The organism is Myxococcales bacterium, assembly GCA_016706225.1.
Taxonomy (GTDB): domain Bacteria; phylum Myxococcota_A; class Polyangia; order Polyangiales; family Polyangiaceae; genus JADJKB01.
The window spans coordinates 327,543-344,356 of record JADJKB010000008.1 but is presented as its reverse complement, the minus strand read 5'-3'; the positions used below and the strand labels follow the sequence as shown (position 1 = coordinate 344,356).

The following is a 16,814-nucleotide window of genomic DNA, read 5'->3' as shown; positions in this document are numbered from 1 at the left end:
CCGTTCCCCGATTCGTACGGCCTCGCTGATCTCGGCGCGGTCAAGCCGCGCCCGCCCGGCATCAAGAAATGATCAAGCTCCTCCTGCGCGAGCGCAGGGCGGCACGGGAGGCCGAGGACGCGGCGGCCGTCGCTCGCACCGCCGTGCCACGCCGACTTTCCCAGCTCGTGATTCAGCGGCTTACGGATTTGCTGCTCCTGAACGCCTGCCGAGCCGCGCGCGGTCCCCGTGTCGCCGACGTGAACGACAAGCGCAACCTCGACATCGGGACAGCGACTATTCGGTCGGTTCGCCGTCGCCGACGGCCACGCCGAGGCGCCGCTTCACGTTGAGCGCTTTCCACTGGAGGCCCGGGTTGGTCAACTGGGATCGGTCGAGCGCAGGACAGCGTGTCTGCCTCGGGGGTGCACCGATACGTCGCGGCGAGCCTGCTCGCCGCATCCGCGCTGAAAGAGATCCAGTCCGTTTCGCGTGCCAGCCGCCACTCTTGGCTCACGCGAAGCGGCTCCCGTACCACGTCGCCTGCGCCATCAACTCGGCCGCCTTTCGGGGTCAGGCTTCGGACACGTCCTGCTTCGAGCGCGAAGGCGTCACGCTCGGCTGCCGCGCCACGGCACCCGGCGACACCCAAGGCGAGCAGGGCGATGCCTGCTGGCACGAACGTCGGGCGTCATCGCCGGACTCCCTGCGGGGCGAACAGGAGGCAGCTCGCCGCCTCCCGAGCGCGCGGGAAGAGAAACCGCGCGACGGCGACGGCGAGCAGCGCGCCGAGCACCACGCCGCCGAGCGCAATCAGCAGGCCACCTGCGTCGTGCTCACCGCGGACCACGAAGAACGAGAGGACCAGGAGCGGGTTGCCCACGGTCGCGTGGCCGGTCATCCAGAAGCTCGCCGTTGCGAAGGAGCCGAGGGCGAGCGGGACCTTGATGTCCCGACGCTGCGCCACGCCGAGCGCGACGAGGACGAACCCGAAGCTGGCGACGGCCTCCGCGACACCGCGTGCGCCCGCGATGGCGGTGTCGCCGCTCGCCCAGAGCGGCCCGATCTGCGCGGCGATGAGCGTCGCGGCGGTGGCCCCTGGGAGCTGCGCGACGATCCGTGCGGCCGCGCTGCTCCAGCGCTGATCGCCCACGGCGGACGCGAGGAGCGTGACGAGCGGGTTCGTCTGCGCTCCGGAGAGCCCGCCGAAGGACCAGAGCACAAAGCCGTAGCCGAGCCCCAGCGCGATGGAGCCGAGCCATGCGCCCGCCATCGTACCGGCGCCGAGCTGCACCCGGATCGCGCCCGACCCGAACATGACCGCGACGAGGAGCGCGCTGCCCAGCAGCTCTCCGGTCACGGGTCGGAGCCAGGCAGGCGCGCGCATGCGCTACGCCAGCGCCGAGGGTTCGAGGTTCTCGGGTTTCTCGGCGAGCTCGTCCGGGGTGAGGCGCGCGTAGATCTCGATCGAATTCCCGTCGGGGTCTTCGAGCCACAGCTCGTGAAGCGGCGTGCCGCGCCACGTCGTCCGCGGCGGCTTCTGCACGGTCACGACCGCTGCCTTCGCCAGCTCATACGCACGGATTACCGCCGCCTTGGTGCCGACGTCGATGCCGAGGTGCGCCAGTGTGTCGTGGTGCAGTTCCTTGTTGTCGGCGACGACGACCACGAAGTTCGTGTGGAGCTCGGGGTGGACGAACGTCGAGTCGCGATGCGTCCATTCCTTCGGTTCCGAACCAAGGAGCCAGGCGTAGAACCGCGTGCTCCTGGCCAGGTTCTTTACGCGAACGCTGGCGTGGAACTCCTGCGCCTTGGGCCCCTCAGGTAGCCCCATGAGCGAATCCAGCACTTCGAGGCGAGCCTGGATCTGGGCGCGCGCCGTGCGAAAACGCGTGAGCATCTCGTCGCGCGGCAACGATGCGTCTTTGCTCGCCGGGTCCTGGATGGGCCAATGGCGTCTGCGGGCCTTGCCCAGAAAGACCGGGCAGACCTCCTCGGCGCAGAGCGTGATGACCGTAGCGACCGTGGAGGGGTCGATCGTCTGCACCGACTTCGAGTGGTGCGTCGTGAGATCGACGCCGACTTCGCGCATCGCCTCGATTGCGTACGGATTCACCGTCGACGGTTCGCTGCCCGCGCTTTGCACTGCGATGCGCGAGCCGAACAGCTTCCGCGCGAGGCCCTCGGCCATCTGGCTGCGCGCCGAGTTGGCGACGCAGAGGAAAAGGATCGTCTTGTCGTTGTTCATCGTGCTCATGCCTTACTCTCGGGAGCGCTCGGGACCGCGCAGGCGGCTGCCGCGACCTCGAGCGGGGTGTTCGGGAAGAAGCGCCTCTGAGCCCACAGGGCCACGTTCACGAGGCCGATGAGCACCGGCACCTCGACGAGCGGGCCGATGACCGCGGCGAAGGCCGCGCCGCTGTGGATGCCGAAGCTCGCGATGGCGACCGCGATGGCGAGCTCGAAGTTGTTGGAGGCGGCGGTGAAAGAGAGCGTGACGGTCTGCTTGTAGTCCGCGCCCACGCGCCGGCTCATGAAGAACGAGAGCGCGAACATCACCACGAAGTAGATGAGCAGCGGGACGGCGATGCGCAGGACGTCGAGCGGCAGCTCCACGATGGCCTCGCCCTTCAGCGAGAACATCACGACGATCGTGAAGAGCAGCGACACGAGGGTGATCGGGCTGATGCGGGGTACGAAGGTCTTCTCGTACCAGTCGCGTCCCTTCGCGCTCACGAGGACCCGTCGCGTCAGGAACCCCGCAGCGAACGGCACGCCAAGGTAGATGGCGACGCTCCGCGCGATCTCGCCGATGCTGATGTGAACGACGGCCCCCTCGAGGCCGAGCCAGGTCGGCAAGAGCGTCGCGAAGAAGTACGCGTAGACCGAGAAGAACAGCACCTGGAAGATCGAGTTGAACGCGACGAGCCCCGCGCAGTACTCGGTGTCGCCCTTCGCGAGGTCGTTCCAGACGATGACCATCGCGATGCAGCGCGCGAGGCCGATGAGGATCAGGCCGAGCATGTACTCGGGCTTGTCGCGCAGGAAGACGACGGCGAGCCCGAACATCAGCAGCGGACCGATGACCCAGTTCTGCACCAGCGACAGCGTGAGCACGCGCTTGTTGCGGAAGACCTTGCCCAGCTCCTCGTAGCGGACCTTCGCCAGCGGCGGGTACATCATCAGGATCAAGCCAACGGCAATGGGAATCGACGTGGTTCCCACGCTCATGCTGTTGAGCGCAGTCGTGAAGCCGGGCGCGAGGAAGCCGAGCGCGACGCCCAGGCCCATCGCGAGGAAGATCCAGAGCGTCAGGTACCGATCGAGAAAGGAGAGCTTGCCGAGAAGGCCGGCATTCGCGTTGGTCATGAGAGTTCAGTTCCCTGTCGTCGTGCGAGCGTCGAGCCCGTGTCTGAAAGCGTCGCGAGCCAGGACTCGATGCGAGCCCGAAGCGCCCCGCGCACCTCGATCACACGGGCGAGTTTCTCGTCATGCGAGCCCGTGAACGTCGCGGGGTTCGGGAAGCTCCAGTAGATGCGCTGCGTGACGCCGGGGAACAGCGGGCACTTCTGCCCGTGCTCCTCGTCGCAGACGCCGATGACGAAGTGAAAGTGTCGGCCCGCCTTGAAGAGGTCGAAGACCGACGGCTGCGCCGCAGTTGACGGCGGGAACAGGCCGATGTCGGCGAGCGCCTCGACGACGAGGGGGTTCACCTCGCGCGTCTGCCCGGGCGAGGAACCCCGTGTGCCGATCGAGCTCGCGTCCGTCCGCGTCGAGGAAGACCTGCGTCGGGATGACGTTCACGCCGTAGCGCTGTCCCGCCTCTTCATCCCGCCACACGTCGATCTCTTCGACCGCGATGCCGCTGCACTCTCCTCGGAGCAGCGCCAGTTCCTCATGCATCGCCTTGCAGCTCCGGCAGCTGGTGGAGCCCAGCTCGACGAGTCGCGCGCCGCGTGCCGGTGGCGCTGCGCTCGTCGCGGGCTCGCTGCGCTGCGCGCGCATCACGAGCGCCCCGACCACGCCGAGCCCGACAAGTCCGAGGACCGCTGCGCGCGCGCGATCGGTCTCATGCGGTCGCCTCCGCACGCGGCGCTACCACGCGCGGGTCGCTTCCGACAAAGCCGACGCGCCACGGTTCGAGCACGATGTGAGCTGAGTGATCTGCGAGCTCGCGAAGGTGGGTGGCCTCGTGCGCCCGACGCGAGCGCAGGACCGGATCCGTCACGTCGAGCGGCGTCAAGCTCTGGTTCACCATCCACGCGAAGGGCTTGATGTCCGCGCGTGCGAGGTCGCGCTCGAGCTGCATCGCCTCGTGAATTGGCGTCGCCTCGGGTAGCGTCACGAGCAGCACGTGAGTGAACTCCGGATCCCGCAAGCGCGGCAGGAGACGCTGCACCGCCTGCGGGCTACCGCTCGGCTTCTTCAACACTTCGCGGTGGTAGGACTCGGCAGCGTCGAGCAGGAGCAGCGTGTGGCCGGTGGGCGCCGTGTCGATGACGACGAAGCGGTCTTCGCCCTGCGCCACGGTCTCAGCGAAGGCGCGGAAGACGGCGATCTCCTCGGTGCACGGGCTGCGGAGATCCTCTTCGAGCAGCGCCTTGCCCTGAGCGTCGAGCCCGCTGCCCGCCGACGACATCACCTCTTCTGTGTATCGACGGGTCTCCAGCGCCGGATCGATGCGAGTCACGCGCAGCCCGGACGCGCCTGCGCCTAGCTCGTGAGCAGCCTGCTCGACGTGAGCGGCGGGGTCCGTCGTCGTGAGCGTCACGGCGAGGCCGCGGCGCGCCAGCTCGCTGGCGATGCGCGCGGCGACCGTCGTCTTGCCGACGCCGCCTTTGCCCATCGTCATCACGACGCCCTTGCCGCGCTTCGCTAGCTCTTCCACCAGCGCGTCCAGGCGCTGGCTGCGAAACACGTTCGTCGCGATGGGTGGCGCAAGCTCGCCAACGCCTCCGGCGAGCGTGCCCAGCTTGCGGAGCGCGTCGATCCCGACAAGCCCGAACGGGAGGAGCGGAACGTCGACCCGGCCGAGCTCACGAAGGCCGGCGGGCAGCGATTCCAGCGCCGCGCGCCCCCGAGCCTCCATTGCGACCGCTGTCGCGTCGCTCGCATCGCGTGCGTGGAAGACGCCGTTCAAGATCAGGCGGACGTTGCCCACGCCGAGCTGGGCGAGCTCAGCCCGCGTGCGTTCGGCCTCGGTGAGGGAGGAACGCTCAGGTCGCGCGACGAGCACGAGAATCGTCTGCGCGGGATCGCGGAGCGCTTCGTTCGACGCAGCGTAGAGCGCCTTCTGAGCGTTCAGCCCGGACAGCGGTCCGAGGCATGACGTCCCGCCGACGTTCGTGTCGATGAAGTTCGACCACGCCGCCGGCAGCTCGAGGAGTCGCAGCGTGTGCCCGGTGGGCGCCGTGTCGAAGATGACGTGGTCGAAGGCAGCCGTCGCGGCCTTGTCCCCGAGGAGCTTCGAGAACTCGTCGAACGCCGCGATCTCGACCGTGCACGCGCCCGAGAGCTGCTCCTCCATGCTCGCGATCGCGACGGTGGGGAGCACGCCTCGGTAGGGCCCGACCACGCGCTCGCGATAGGCGTGCGCCGCCTGCACCGGATCGATGTTCAGCGCCCGGAGGCCGGGGACGTTCGGAACTGCTGTCGGCGTCGACGAGAGCTTCACGCCGAGCACCTCGTCGAGGTTGGAGGCCGGGTCGGTGCTGACGAGCAGCACACGCTTGCCGGCGTCGGCGAGGCCGATGGCCGTGGCGCAGGCCGAGGAGGTCTTGCCCACGCCGCCCTTGCCCGTGAAGAACAGGATGCGTGTCGGATTCTGGATCAGCGTGGACAGGACGGTTCCTTTCAGCAGCAGCCGGACTTCTTCGGCGCGGACGACTCGCTCTTGGTGGAAGGTCCGCAGCAGCCGCTGGCCTTCTCCTTCGGAGCGCTCGTCTCGGTCTTGGCCGGCCCGCAGCAGCCGCTCGCTGTCTCCTTGGGCGCCGGCTCTGGACTCGCGGCTGCACTGGCCTCGGCCGCGTCTCGGCTCAGGTATCGCTGAGCGAGGTCGAGCATCGCCTTGGCGGGCGCATCCTTGACGTTCTGCGCCGTGGTGACGGCGCGCAGCATGTCCTCGCGAGAGACGCCGAGCTTGCGCGCCTTGTCGTAGTGGAACTTGAAGCCAGGCTCGCAGTTCGAGGCGATGGCAGCGCCGATCGCGACGAGCTCGGCCACGGCCTCCGTGAAGAGGCTCGCCGCCGGAGCGCCGATTCCCGCCCACGTCGCGAGCTCATCGCGCGACGGGTAAGTCCCGCTGCTCTTGACCTCGCCGTTCACCTTCACCAGGGGCAGGCCGGCTTCGCCCTTCGTCTCGAGCGCGGTCTTGACCGCCCAGTCGTCGGCGAAGGCCCCAGGCTGCTGCGAGAGGTTGAACCGCTCGACCGACACGCCCTGGCTCTTGAGCCAGTCGAGATCCGCCGCGAAGCGAACGAGCTGCGGGTCGACCGAGGGGCCGCAGATCCCGGTGGAGCAGCACATGGCGGGGTCGAAGACGCGAACAGCAATCATGGAGACATCCTTTCGTTCATCGACGATGGCCGATAGCCTGGAGACACGACCACCCTCACATCCCCGCCACGAGCACCTTGAGCCTGCGCAGGGCACGCGGTTCGATGCAGTAGCAGACGCGCGGCCCGTCGACCTCGCCGCGGATGAGGCCCGCCTCCTTGAGCACCTTGAGGTGCTGCGAGACGGTCGACTGGGCCAGCGGAAGCTCGTCCACGATGTCGCCGCACACGCAGGCGGTCTTTCGTACGAGAATCCGAATGATCTGTACGCGGGCCGGGTGCGCGATGGCCTTCGCCAGCGCAGCGAGCTCGTCGTCCGCCTCCTTGCCCTCGACGGGCCGAAGATCAGGCTCGGCGCTCGGCTCGGGACAGCAGTCGGCGGCAGCTCGGTCGTTCATCGTAGATATACGATTACACATCGTTCAACCTCCATCAAGCCCGACCTCAGCCGATCGGGGTCGCCGAAACGAGGATGAGCCCCGCGTCGTGCACCAGCGCCCGGACCTCCTCCAGGAACGGCGAGATGTCCTCCTGCTGCTCCGAGGTGACCTCGAACGTCATGTAGGACGGTGCCTTCTGCCTGGTCCCCTCATCTCCACCACCTCGGGGACCGTGCCCCACAGGTTCGCACGGACCACGCGTCGGCGTGCTCGCCCATGATGGACGCTGAGGTGATCGGATAGATCGCGATCACTTCACTCAGGCGATAGGCGACATCCGCCACGGCCTCTTTGGCGTCGAGCGTTCGGTAGCGGATCGGGTTCGTCACGTCGTCGTCCTTCCCACGCGAGCGATGAGCATCAGCACGAGCACGACGACCTGCCCGAAGACGAGCAGCACCAGCCACGGGCTCGCGCCCGCGAGGCTCGCGAACGTCACACGCCCGAGCGCCCCCACCCGAGCCAGCGTCGGCATGATCACCGGCTGAAGCAAGCCGAACACGATCGCGCCCACGAGGAGCCCCGACAGGCCAGCCACCCAGGCGTCCAGGCGTCCCTCGCCGGCCTCCGCGACGATCGTCCCCGGGCAGTACCCGGCGGTGGCCATCCCGACGCCGAAGACCACGCCGCCCACGACGTTGGCCAGCATCGACGTAGGTGGGATCGGTGCACTGGCGGCAAAGCCGAGGTCGATGCCCGCCTGAATCGCGAAGGCGCCGACGACGAGGGCGGTGAGCATGAAGCGGATCACCGTCATGTCGCGGAAGCGATAGACGTTCACGATGCGCGCGTAGTGCGTGAGCCCGGCCTTGTGCAGCGACCAGCCGAACAGGAGACCGAGCACCAGGGCCTTGACGATGTCGAGCATCAGGCGGCCCTCCCGCGGTACCAGAGCCACGCAGCGGGGATCCCTCCGGCGAACATGCCGGCCATGAACAGGAACGCCGCGGGCGCGAGCGCGGCGCCCCCGGAGATGGCGAGACCGCTGGTGCAGCCGCCCGCGATGCCGGCGCCGACCTGGACCATCACCGCGCCGAAGAACGCGATGGCGAGTCGCAGCTTGCGGCTCGCGCCGAAGCGCGGCTCCCACTGCGTGTCAGGCAGCCATCGCCAGCGCGCCTCACCCGAGAGCTTGCTCGACGCGAACGAGCCCGCGAGAACGCCAACGATGAGCCAAACCTGCCAGGTGATCCCCGGCATCATGATGTGCCCGTAGTACTGGCTCGACGGGAAGAGCCAGCGGCCGGGATAGGCGGCGAGCTTGTCGAAGGCGCCCGACGCGGCAAGCGGTCGACCACAGATGACCTCGGAGAACGCGACGACGAGGCCGAGCAGCACGCCCGCGGCGTACGGGCTCCAGGTCTTGGCGCGCAGCCACGCCAGCAGCGAGCGACGTTCCGCGGCCAGCTCGCGCCGAACGACGAAGTAGAGCGCGATCGTCAGCAGCGCGGCGAGTGCGGCAAGAATGCGATCGGCTGTCGAGGACGCGGTTGCTCCAGGTGGCGGACTCGCCGGCGGTGCGGTCGGCGGCGGCGGCGCTGTGCTCACCGCTACCGCGAGGTAACGCTCCGCACGCGCAGACGAGTCGTCGGCGTGACAGCCGGCGCAGGAAACCGCGGGATCGGCGAGCGGCTGTCGCAGGCCCAGGTGGGCCTGCCCCTTGGCCGAGCTCGCGGGATCGCCGGCATGGCATGAGGCACACAGGTCTCCGAACCCATGGTCGACGTGCCAAGGCTGCGCGCTCTGCAGCACAGGACGCAAACCTTGCGTCTCATGGCAGGTCACGCACGACGATGCGTTCGACGTGCATTGGGCGTATGCAGGCCGCGCCATCGCCGTGATAGCAATCGCCGATAAGAGTGGAAGCCAGGACCGCACTAAGAGCTGGATGGCATGTTTCGTGCCATCGTGGGGCATAGATAAGAGGTCGTCCGCGATGAGCCACGAACACGAGCGCCTCCCGTTGGGACGGCGGCGAACCCGCTCGGCCGCGCGTTCCTGATCGGGATCGGGCTGAACGTGGCCTTCGTCGCTCTGGAGGCGGTGTTCGGGGTGTTTGCTCACTCGACGACGCCGAGCCATCGGGCACCGACGACGTAACCGGCGACGGGGGTGGCCGACGGAGAGGGCACCGACTCGACATCGGACGCTCCGACCGCTGAAGCGCTCGCGCCCTTCGACGCCGCGCGCCTTGCGAGCATCACGCCGGCCCCGGCGATGATCACGACCACCAATCCAACGGCCACCGCACCCAGTGCCGCTAGCACCGGGCGATCGAGCACAGTCCGCACGATCGACACGCCCGTTCTTCCTCTGGCCACCGGAAGCGCGGTCACGTCGGACGACAGCCCTGGCGAGAGCTGCACCAGGTCCGTGCTTGGCAGTGTCCTGTCCGCGACCGATGGCGCAACCGTGAGCTTTGGGGCGGTGGAAAGCGGCGCGCGATGCATTTCCTGGTAGGCGTGGCGCACCGCGTTCTGCATGGCGCGAGCGTCGGGCCAACGGCGAGGTTTCTCGAACGCGACCGCGCGATCGACCACGGCCGCGACCGCGGCGTGCAGCTTCGGCTCGAGCTCCGCGAGCGGCGGTGCGGGCCCGGTCATGGCCGACAGGAGGAGCTCGTTCGTAGTGCGTCCCTCGTGCACTGCGCGCCCCGTCAGCAGGGCGAACATCAACGCGCCGACCGCCCACAGGTCACTTCGCGCATCAACCTCGGCCCAGAGCCCTCGCGCTTGCTCCGGTGGCATGTACGACGGCGTGCCCATGCTCGTCCCGTCGCGTGTCGCATTGCTCGCGGTCGAGAGCTCCCGCAGCCGGGCGATCCCGAAGTCGAGCACTTTGATCTGTCCGTCGCGAGTGAGGAAGACGTTCTCCGGTTTCAGATCGCGGTGCACCACGCCCTTGTCGTGCGCAGCGATGAGCACGTCGAGGAGCTCTGGACGACGCTCCAACCGGCGGTGGATACGGTGCAGGCGTCGCTCGACGAGGTCGACGCTGAGCTGACCGATCGCTTCAACGGCGCAGCTCGTCGGCAAGCCGCCACGGCCATCGACATTCCAGCTCACTGATTCGTGGCAGCTACCAACAGTGGAGGCAGCGCTTGAACAGCTCGGGCTTGGTCCAGGCCTCGAAGACGATGCGCGCGGGCGCGTTCACAATGCGCGTCACCACGAGCTCGCGATCGGACGTTCGTTCTGCAGTCGTTTGGTTTTTCATCGGGCGGTGCTCACTTTCGTTTCTGGTTTGCATCATTCGTCTCGTTGCGCTTCAGCTCATCTGCGACGCGCTCTGCGAGCACGCGATCGAGCTCGTCAAATCGTTCGTCCCACCGCATTCGATACCTCTCGATCCACGCCATCTCTTCCGCAAGCCGACGGGCGCCGAGCTTGCACGTGCGCACGCGCCCGACCTTCTCGGTCACGACCAGGCCGGCTTGCTCCAATACCGAGACGTGTTTCTTCATGCCCGTGAGGGTCATGCGGAATTTGTTCGCGAGGTCTGTGATCGATGCATCTGCGCGGCCGAGGTGTTCGAGGACGCCGCGACGGGTCACGTCGGACAGCGCGGCGAACGAGGCATCGAGGCGGGCGCGCGAATACTGCACCATGTGGTTCAGTATAGTGAGATGCATGGTCGCGCGCAAGATCCTCGTCCGGCCACACACCGAAACCCCGACGTACAGCACCCACTCGAAGCGCACGCCCGAGCGCCTCGTCGAAGGTGAGGACAGTCCTCGAAGAGCCTGTCGAGAGCTCCGTGGATGTCGCCGGCGGCGCAGACGATCACAGCTCGACCACCTGGCCGGTCTTCGCGGTTCATCCAAGCGCGAGAGCACGAGCACGGCGGTCGGCTTCGCGACTCTGAGCTTTACAGCCGCTGCTAACCCAGAGCCATTTCGGTAGGCAGCAACCGAACGGCAGACGCGATCCATTTCGGGCCCGTGCTCTGAGCGTCGCGCCCGACGATGAGAACCCGAGCGACGTCAACGACCCGCGTCCTGTGAAGCAACGGGTCGGTGGTCGGCAAGGTTCGAGTTGTAAAACTCAGAGCCGCGCTCTGTTAAATCCGACTCGCAGAGCCGAGACCGGCTCTCTGGCCCTCAGAGCCGCCCTTCGGGCGTCGCGAAGCAGCTCGCGCGCGACCTCGTGCTCTGAACATCACCGCCCACCGAGCACGCGCCGATCACCGAGACGGCGCAAAGCCCCGCGAAACAACGGGAAGAAGCGAAGGGCCTCGCCGATCATCTCGACGAGGCCCCTTGTGAACCTGGCGCCCAAGGGTGTTCGCCTTGGGCAAAAATGCTCCAGCTCCTGGACTCGAACCAGGGACCCGGCGGTTAACAGCCGCCTGCTCTACCGACTGAGCTAAGCTGGAATGGGGCGCTAAGGGTATTCAGGGATCTCGCTTCGTCAAGCGCCTTGAAATACGCGGGACTTCAGGGGCATTTCGTGTAGCGAGCCACGACGATGTTTGCGCCGGAGCCGTAAACCCAGCCGGCGTCACCGTCCGGGTAACTCAGGAAATCGTCCTTCGCGCGGAAGGCGCTGGTCACCGTGACCGGCGCGCCGACGGGAGCGCCCGTGTTGATGTCGAGCTCCTGCAAGGTGCGGGTCGCCCCCGTGCGCCAGGCTGCGAGCAGACCGCCCTTGAACGCGACCAGATGCGCGGAGTCGTCGTCCGTCGTGTTGCTCGTCAGCCACACCTTCGTCGACACGTTGCCCGCCGTGTCGACCTTCGCGACCGCAATGTCCTTGTTCGGTCGAGTCTCGGGCGAGACGTACGTCAACCAGTAACCACCGCTCACCGCCACAAAGCCGCCGAGCGCCGCGCCGCTCGAGCCCGAGCAGTTGCCACTCGGCTCACTCGAGATGACCTTGCTGTCACTCCACAAGATCGCCTTCTGCGCGTAACAGTCCGAGAGACAAACCGGACCTACGGTCGCACCACTCTGAGCGAGCCGTACGTCGAGGGAATGACTGCACCCCCAGCTCCATCCCCCCGCGGTCGCCGTGCCCGTGAGATCCAGGTTGCGGAGCGTGTCGCCCGTGTGGGCGATGTTGTCGGGCCAGCGTCGATAAATCGGGAAGTAGGCCGTGTACGCGCCGCCGGTGAAGTGCAGCCGCCCGCCGTCAGCAAAGAACGACCCGTTGTAGTCGTACCACTCGCAGCCAACGGTCGCGTGGTTGCACGAGCCGGTCAGCATCTTCTCCGAGGCGATGCTGCCGCTGGTCGTGAGCTTGACGAAATACAGGTTGTCCGTGCCGCGCGCGACGAGCATTGCGTAGCCGTCGTTCGTGGCCGTGAAACCGTGCACATGCAGGCCCGGTGCGCTGTAGTCTGCGCCCAGCTTCGTGCCGGCGGCGTTCACCCGTGTCACGTAGATGTTGCCGCCGTTCGCCCACGCGATCGCCGTGTCACCACTCGGCATCACCGCGCCGTACATCGGTGTGCCTCCGGGTGAGCCGGCCGCCGCGACAGTCTTTTCCACGACGCCGCCCGTGCAAGTGCCTCCAGTCCCACCCGTCGACGTCGTTCCACCCGTCGACGTCGTCCCGCCCGTCGACGTCGTCCCGCCCGTCGACGTCGTTCCACCCGTCGACGTCGTCCCACCCGTCGACGTCGTTCCACCAGACCCTGTGATGCCTCCGCTTCCACCGGTCGCAGTCGTGCCACCGCTCGACGTCGTGCCACCGGTCGCAGTCGTGCCACCGCTCGACGTCGTGCCACCGGTCGCAGTCGTGCCACCGCTCGACGTGGTCCCGCCCGCGCCGGCTGCCCCACCGCTCGCCGCACCTCCCAGCGAACCGGCCGCGCCACCACTCGGTGCCCCGCCCAACGAGCCGCCGCTGCCACCGCCGACACCACCGGTCGCCGCACCAGCCATGCCGCCGCTGCCAGGCTTGGCGCCGCCCGTGGCGCCGAACTCGACGTCGTCATAACCGAGCAGCTGCCCGCAGGCCCCGAGCATCACGCAGCCGACGAGCCCCCCGAGGCGTACGGATCTGAGCATTGTCCCATAGTCGTGGAAGCGGCCCCCGCGCGCAATCGACGTTGAAAATCCCGCCGCCGCACAAGAAATTGACCCGGACACGATGCGCGGGTGACAAGGCGCAAGGACCCGTGACGACCGAGACCGAAAGCCAAGCGCCGACTCCGCCCACCGACTCGAATGCCCCGAGCCAGGCGGAGGTCACGCGCGCCGCAGGACGCGGCGGCCTCGCTGTCGCCTCCGCGAAGATCTACTTCATCCTGGTCGGGCTGGTGCAGCAAGTCATTCTGCCGCGGGTGCTCGGCCTCGACGGCTACGGTGCGCTGTCGAGCGTGCTCAGCATCTCGAGCATCGCCTACAACCCCATCGTCTCCACCAGCATCCAAGGTGTGAGTCGCGCCGTCGCGCAGTCACCCGACCAGGAACAGCCCCAGGCCATCCGCCGCACGCTCGGCGTGCACGCCGCTTTTGCGCTGCCGCTCGGTCTCGGATTTTTCCTGCTCGCGCGTCCCATCGGTGAAGCGACCGGAGCACCGCATCTGATCCCGGCCTTGCGCATCGTGAGCGGTGTGGTGCTGCTCTACAGCCTGTACACGCCGCTGATCGGCGTGCTGAATGGTCAGAAGCGCTTCGTATGGCAGGCGGGCCTCGACATGGTCTACGCTACCGTTCGAACCGTGGCCCTCGTCACGGGCGCGCTGCTCCTGGCCTCGCCGTTCGGCAGCAAGGTCGCGGGGGCGAGCGCAGGGTTCGTCGGCGCGTCAGCCGTCATCCTTCTGGTTGCGCTCGGCCTCGTCGGGATTGGCAAGGCGGGTGCTGGCGGTCCCAGTGTCCGCCAGCACCTCGCGTTCATCGCGCCGCTCTTGCTCGGGCAGACGCTCTTGAATCTGCTGTTGCAAGCGGACCTGACCCTGCTCCGGGCGTTCGCCGCCGAATCGGCGCTCGCAGCGGGGCTCGGGCCAGAGGCCGCGGACCCGATCGTGGGTGCCTATCGCGCGACACAGCTCTTCAGCTTCCTGCCGTACCAGCTGCTCCTGGCCGTGACCTTCATTCTATTTCCGATGCTCGCCACGGCGCACCGGGACGGGGATCGCCACGCGGTCGCGCGCTACGTGCGCGCCGGGCTTCGCCTCGCCCTCGTGCTCATGGGCCTGATGGTGAGTGTGACGTCGGGGCTGGCGGGACCGCTGCTGCGCGTGGTGTTCCCGGCTCAGGCCGCCGAGCTCGGCGCGCGTTCGATGCAGCTGTTGACGCTGGGGTTCGGCGCGTTCGCGATCTTCGGCATCTTGACCACGGTACTGAACAGCTTGAAACGCGAGATCGCCAGCATGACCATCACGCTGGTTGCGTTCGTGCTGGTGGTCGTCCTGTGTTTCGCCCGGGTGCGCGGCACGGACTTCGGCGCCGAGCTGCTCTGGCGCACCGCGTTCGCAACGACCAGCGGGCTGGTGCTCGCGACGTTGGGCGCCGGCATCCTGGTCCTGCGCACGGCGGGTGCCGTGGCTCCCATCGCCTCGATCGTGCGGGTGGTCGGTGCGATGGCGCTGACGATCACGCTGGGGCGCTCTCTCCCGCACGCCGGCAAGGTCGTGACGATCGGCTACGCGGCCGCGCTGGGTGTCGTGTACGTCGCGCTGCTGCTCGTCAGCCGCGAGCTGGGCAAGGCGGATCTAACCACGGTCAAGGCCGTGCTCGGGAAACGACGCGGCTGAGCGCGCGTCGGCAGGACCCGGACGGCGCGCCGGCGCCTAACCCGGCCCGACGAAGTACGCGCGGTTCTGTTTGACGTCGAACCAAGCGGCACGCAGCTTGGTAGACGTCGGCGCGTTGGCCTTGCCGGCGAAGAACGGCGCCGACGCCGCGGGCCAGGACTTCCACGCCGCCGCCGCGTCCAGCTGGTAGACCGTGCCGTTCGAATAGCCGTAGTAGCCGAGGAAGTAGTTGGCCGTGCCGATCAGCGATGGGTCGCGCACCTCGAAGTCCCACAAGATCGTGCCCGTCTTCTGCGGCGGGCCCGGCGCGGCTTCGTCGCTCATCGTCACCTTGACGTTGAACGCGACGCTGTCGTCGGCGTTGTAGTCGTAGAGCACCGCGGTTGGATTCGCGACGAAGGTGAGACTCTCGCCCAGTGGCTTACCGGGCGCCGACGCGAGGTGATACACCGACCCGAGAGTCAGCCCCACCAGCGCTGGGAACTTGGTGGTCGTCGAAACCGCAGGCTGCCACGTCGCTCCCTTGCGCACGTGGACCTTCCCGGCCTCGGTGAACACGAGCAGGCGGTCGAAGTGTTCGAGCTGAGCCACCGCCGCGATGCCCGTCGCCGGTGGCGCATTCGTTCCAGTCCAGACGAGGTCGAGCGCCGTGGGCACTGACCAGGTACCGTTGCCCCAGTTGAAGGCGTACAGCGTCCAGCTCGGCGTGCCGCCGGTTCCCGTCGTGCCGCCGCCACCGCTCGTCGTGCCGCCGCCACTCGTTGTGCCGCCGCCACCGCTCGGCGTGCCGCCGCCACCGCTCGTCGTGCCGCCGCCGCCGCTCGGCGTGCCGCCGCCGCCGCTCGTCGTGCCGCCGCCGCTCGGCGTGCCGCCGCCACCCGGCGCAGCGCCACCGCCGGCCGTACCGCCACCGCCGGTCGCGCCGCCACCGCCCGACGCAGCGGTGCCGCCCGCGCCGTCGGGCCAGCTGCCGTCGCCAACCGAGGAGCCGCCGTTACCTCCGCCGCCACCACCGCCGCCCGCCGGCGCCTCGTCCGAGCTGCCCAGATCCAGGCAAGCCGTTGCGATCAGCAACCCCAGACCTACAGCCAGTGTCAGCCGAGTGGACGTGCGCATCCCCACAGCATAACCGATGGCCTAGATCGGCTCACGCCGCCGAATTTGCGTCCGGCTCGGCGTGCTTTTCGGCGCTGCTTTCGTCGATCGCCTCGCGCACGAACAGGTCCTCCAAGGTCTCGTGCCGGGGTGTCACCTCCACCACGGGCAGGTCCTTGCCAAGGACCAGGCGCAGCAGATCGTTCACCCGCCGCTCCCCTTCCACCTCGATGATCAAACGGTCTGCAGCGCGGCGGCAGGCGTGACCCAGCGCGCGCACCTCCGCCTCGACCGCCTCGTCGGCACCGACCACCACCACGTCGGTGCGTTTGACGTCACTCTTCAACAACTCACTCAATCGGCCACTCACCACCACGTTGCCTTGGCGCAGAATCGTCACGTGATCACACAGCGTCTCGACGTCGCTCAAGATGTGCGTGGAGAAGAAGATCGTGCGACCGGCCTTGCGCTCCTCCAGGATGAGGTCGCGAACCTCCTTGCGGCCAACTGGGTCGAGGCCACTCATCGGCTCGTCCAAGATCAAGAGCTCCGGATCGGCGACCAACGCCGCGGCCAGACCCGTGCGCTGGAGCATTCCCTTCGAGAGGCGGCGCACCGGTCGGTCCGCCGCGTACCAGATGCCGACTTGTTCGAGGACCTTCTGCGAGCGGTCGCGAACGGCTCCGCCGGTGAGCCCGGAGAGGCGCGCACACATCTCGACGAACTCGATGGGGGTCAGGTACGGGTAGACGTACGGATTTTCCGGCATGAACCCGACCCGCTCCATCGCTTTCGGGCTCGGGATCGCGTGACCGAAGATGTGCGCATCGCCCGACGACGGCGTGATGAGGCCGGCCAGCATCTTGATGGTGGTGGTCTTGCCGGCGCCGTTCGGTCCGAGGAAGCCGAAGATGTCGCCGCGCCGAACCTCGAAGCTGACCTGCTTCACGGCCTCGACGCGCCGGCGCGAGAGGCCCTGGCGGAAGACCTTCCGAAGGTTCCTGACTCCGATCAGTACGTCACTCAAGATCGCAGCAGCTTATCG

General features: G+C 67.9%; 16 protein-coding genes, 1 tRNA gene and 2 pseudogenes. 1 reads left to right on the top strand and 18 read right to left on the bottom strand.

Annotation, left to right across the window (positions count from 1 at the left end; translation table 11 throughout):
• Window positions 1-670 precede the first annotated feature (670 nt).
• The 16 genes and pseudogenes from IPI67_15520 to IPI67_15445 form a co-directional block, all read right to left on the bottom strand.
• Window positions 671-1,339 carry a hypothetical protein gene (locus IPI67_15520; GenBank protein ID MBK7581604.1) on the bottom strand — a complete coding sequence of 223 codons (669 nt, stop codon included), beginning with the start codon at window positions 1,337-1,339 and terminating at the stop codon, window positions 671-673.
• A gap of 30 nt (window positions 1,340-1,369) precedes the next feature.
• Window positions 1,370-1,813: a VOC family protein gene (locus IPI67_15515; GenBank protein ID MBK7581603.1), complete on the bottom strand. Its 444-nt coding sequence runs from the start codon at window positions 1,811-1,813 to the stop codon at window positions 1,370-1,372.
• A gap of 15 nt (window positions 1,814-1,828) precedes the next feature.
• Window positions 1,829-2,227: pseudogene (locus tag IPI67_15510) on the bottom strand (arsenate reductase ArsC).
• A 5-nt stretch (window positions 2,228-2,232) separates the two neighbouring features.
• Window positions 2,233-3,348, bottom strand: coding sequence for an ACR3 family arsenite efflux transporter (gene arsB, locus IPI67_15505; protein MBK7581602.1), 1,116 nt, complete (start codon window positions 3,346-3,348; stop codon window positions 2,233-2,235).
• Window positions 3,349-3,468: 120 nt separating this feature from the next.
• Window positions 3,469-4,068, bottom strand: coding sequence for a thioredoxin family protein (locus IPI67_15500; GenBank protein MBK7581601.1), 600 nt, complete (start codon window positions 4,066-4,068; stop codon window positions 3,469-3,471).
• Entirely contained in the window at window positions 4,049-5,821 is a 1,773-nt protein-coding gene (gene arsA / locus IPI67_15495; protein ID MBK7581600.1) for an arsenical pump-driving ATPase, read from the bottom strand. Before arsA ends, IPI67_15500 begins: the two co-directional genes overlap by 20 nt.
• Before the next feature lie 11 nt (window positions 5,822-5,832).
• A complete protein-coding gene (gene arsD / locus IPI67_15490; GenBank protein ID MBK7581599.1) occupies window positions 5,833-6,534 on the bottom strand; it encodes an arsenite efflux transporter metallochaperone ArsD in 702 nt (233 codons plus the stop codon).
• A gap of 55 nt (window positions 6,535-6,589) precedes the next feature.
• A complete protein-coding gene (locus IPI67_15485; GenBank protein MBK7581598.1) occupies window positions 6,590-6,931 on the bottom strand; it encodes a winged helix-turn-helix transcriptional regulator in 342 nt (113 codons plus the stop codon).
• 191 nt (window positions 6,932-7,122) lie between these two features.
• Window positions 7,123-7,302, bottom strand: coding sequence for a hypothetical protein (locus IPI67_15480; GenBank protein MBK7581597.1), 180 nt, complete (start codon window positions 7,300-7,302; stop codon window positions 7,123-7,125).
• Window positions 7,299-7,841, bottom strand: a complete 543-nt coding sequence (locus tag IPI67_15475; protein ID MBK7581596.1) for a YeeE/YedE family protein — start codon at window positions 7,839-7,841, stop codon at window positions 7,299-7,301. Before IPI67_15475 ends, IPI67_15480 begins: the two co-directional genes overlap by 4 nt.
• Window positions 7,841-8,725: a YeeE/YedE family protein gene (locus tag IPI67_15470; GenBank protein ID MBK7581595.1), complete on the bottom strand. Its 885-nt coding sequence runs from the start codon at window positions 8,723-8,725 to the stop codon at window positions 7,841-7,843. Before IPI67_15470 ends, IPI67_15475 begins: the two co-directional genes overlap by 1 nt.
• A 308-nt stretch (window positions 8,726-9,033) precedes the next feature.
• Window positions 9,034-10,038 (bottom strand): serine/threonine protein kinase, encoded by a 1,005-nt coding sequence (locus IPI67_15465; protein ID MBK7581594.1) that lies wholly within the window; start codon window positions 10,036-10,038, stop codon window positions 9,034-9,036.
• Between the two features lie 31 nt (window positions 10,039-10,069).
• Window positions 10,070-10,189: pseudogene (locus tag IPI67_15460) on the bottom strand (ATPase).
• 10 nt (window positions 10,190-10,199) lie between these two features.
• Complete coding sequence (locus IPI67_15455; protein MBK7581593.1) at window positions 10,200-10,580, bottom strand: helix-turn-helix transcriptional regulator; 381 nt, start codon at window positions 10,578-10,580, stop codon at window positions 10,200-10,202.
• Between the two features lie 694 nt (window positions 10,581-11,274).
• Window positions 11,275-11,347 (bottom strand) — tRNA-Asn (locus IPI67_15450).
• A gap of 61 nt (window positions 11,348-11,408) precedes the next feature.
• The gene (locus IPI67_15445; protein MBK7581592.1) at window positions 11,409-12,983 is read right to left on the bottom strand and encodes a hypothetical protein; all 1,575 of its coding nucleotides are present in this window, start codon (window positions 12,981-12,983) and stop codon (window positions 11,409-11,411) included.
• A gap of 110 nt (window positions 12,984-13,093) precedes the next feature.
• Between IPI67_15445 and IPI67_15440 the strand changes: the two genes are divergently transcribed.
• Window positions 13,094-14,674, top strand: a complete 1,581-nt coding sequence (locus IPI67_15440) for an oligosaccharide flippase family protein (GenBank protein ID MBK7581591.1) — start codon at window positions 13,094-13,096, stop codon at window positions 14,672-14,674.
• 36 nt (window positions 14,675-14,710) lie between these two features.
• Here IPI67_15440 and IPI67_15435 read toward each other — a convergent pair whose 3' ends face one another.
• The gene (locus IPI67_15435; protein ID MBK7581590.1) at window positions 14,711-15,790 is read right to left on the bottom strand and encodes a hypothetical protein; all 1,080 of its coding nucleotides are present in this window, start codon (window positions 15,788-15,790) and stop codon (window positions 14,711-14,713) included.
• 31 nt (window positions 15,791-15,821) lie between these two features.
• Window positions 15,822-16,799 carry an ABC transporter ATP-binding protein gene (locus IPI67_15430; protein MBK7581589.1) on the bottom strand — a complete coding sequence of 326 codons (978 nt, stop codon included), beginning with the start codon at window positions 16,797-16,799 and terminating at the stop codon, window positions 15,822-15,824.
• Window positions 16,800-16,814: the final 15 nt, after the last annotated feature.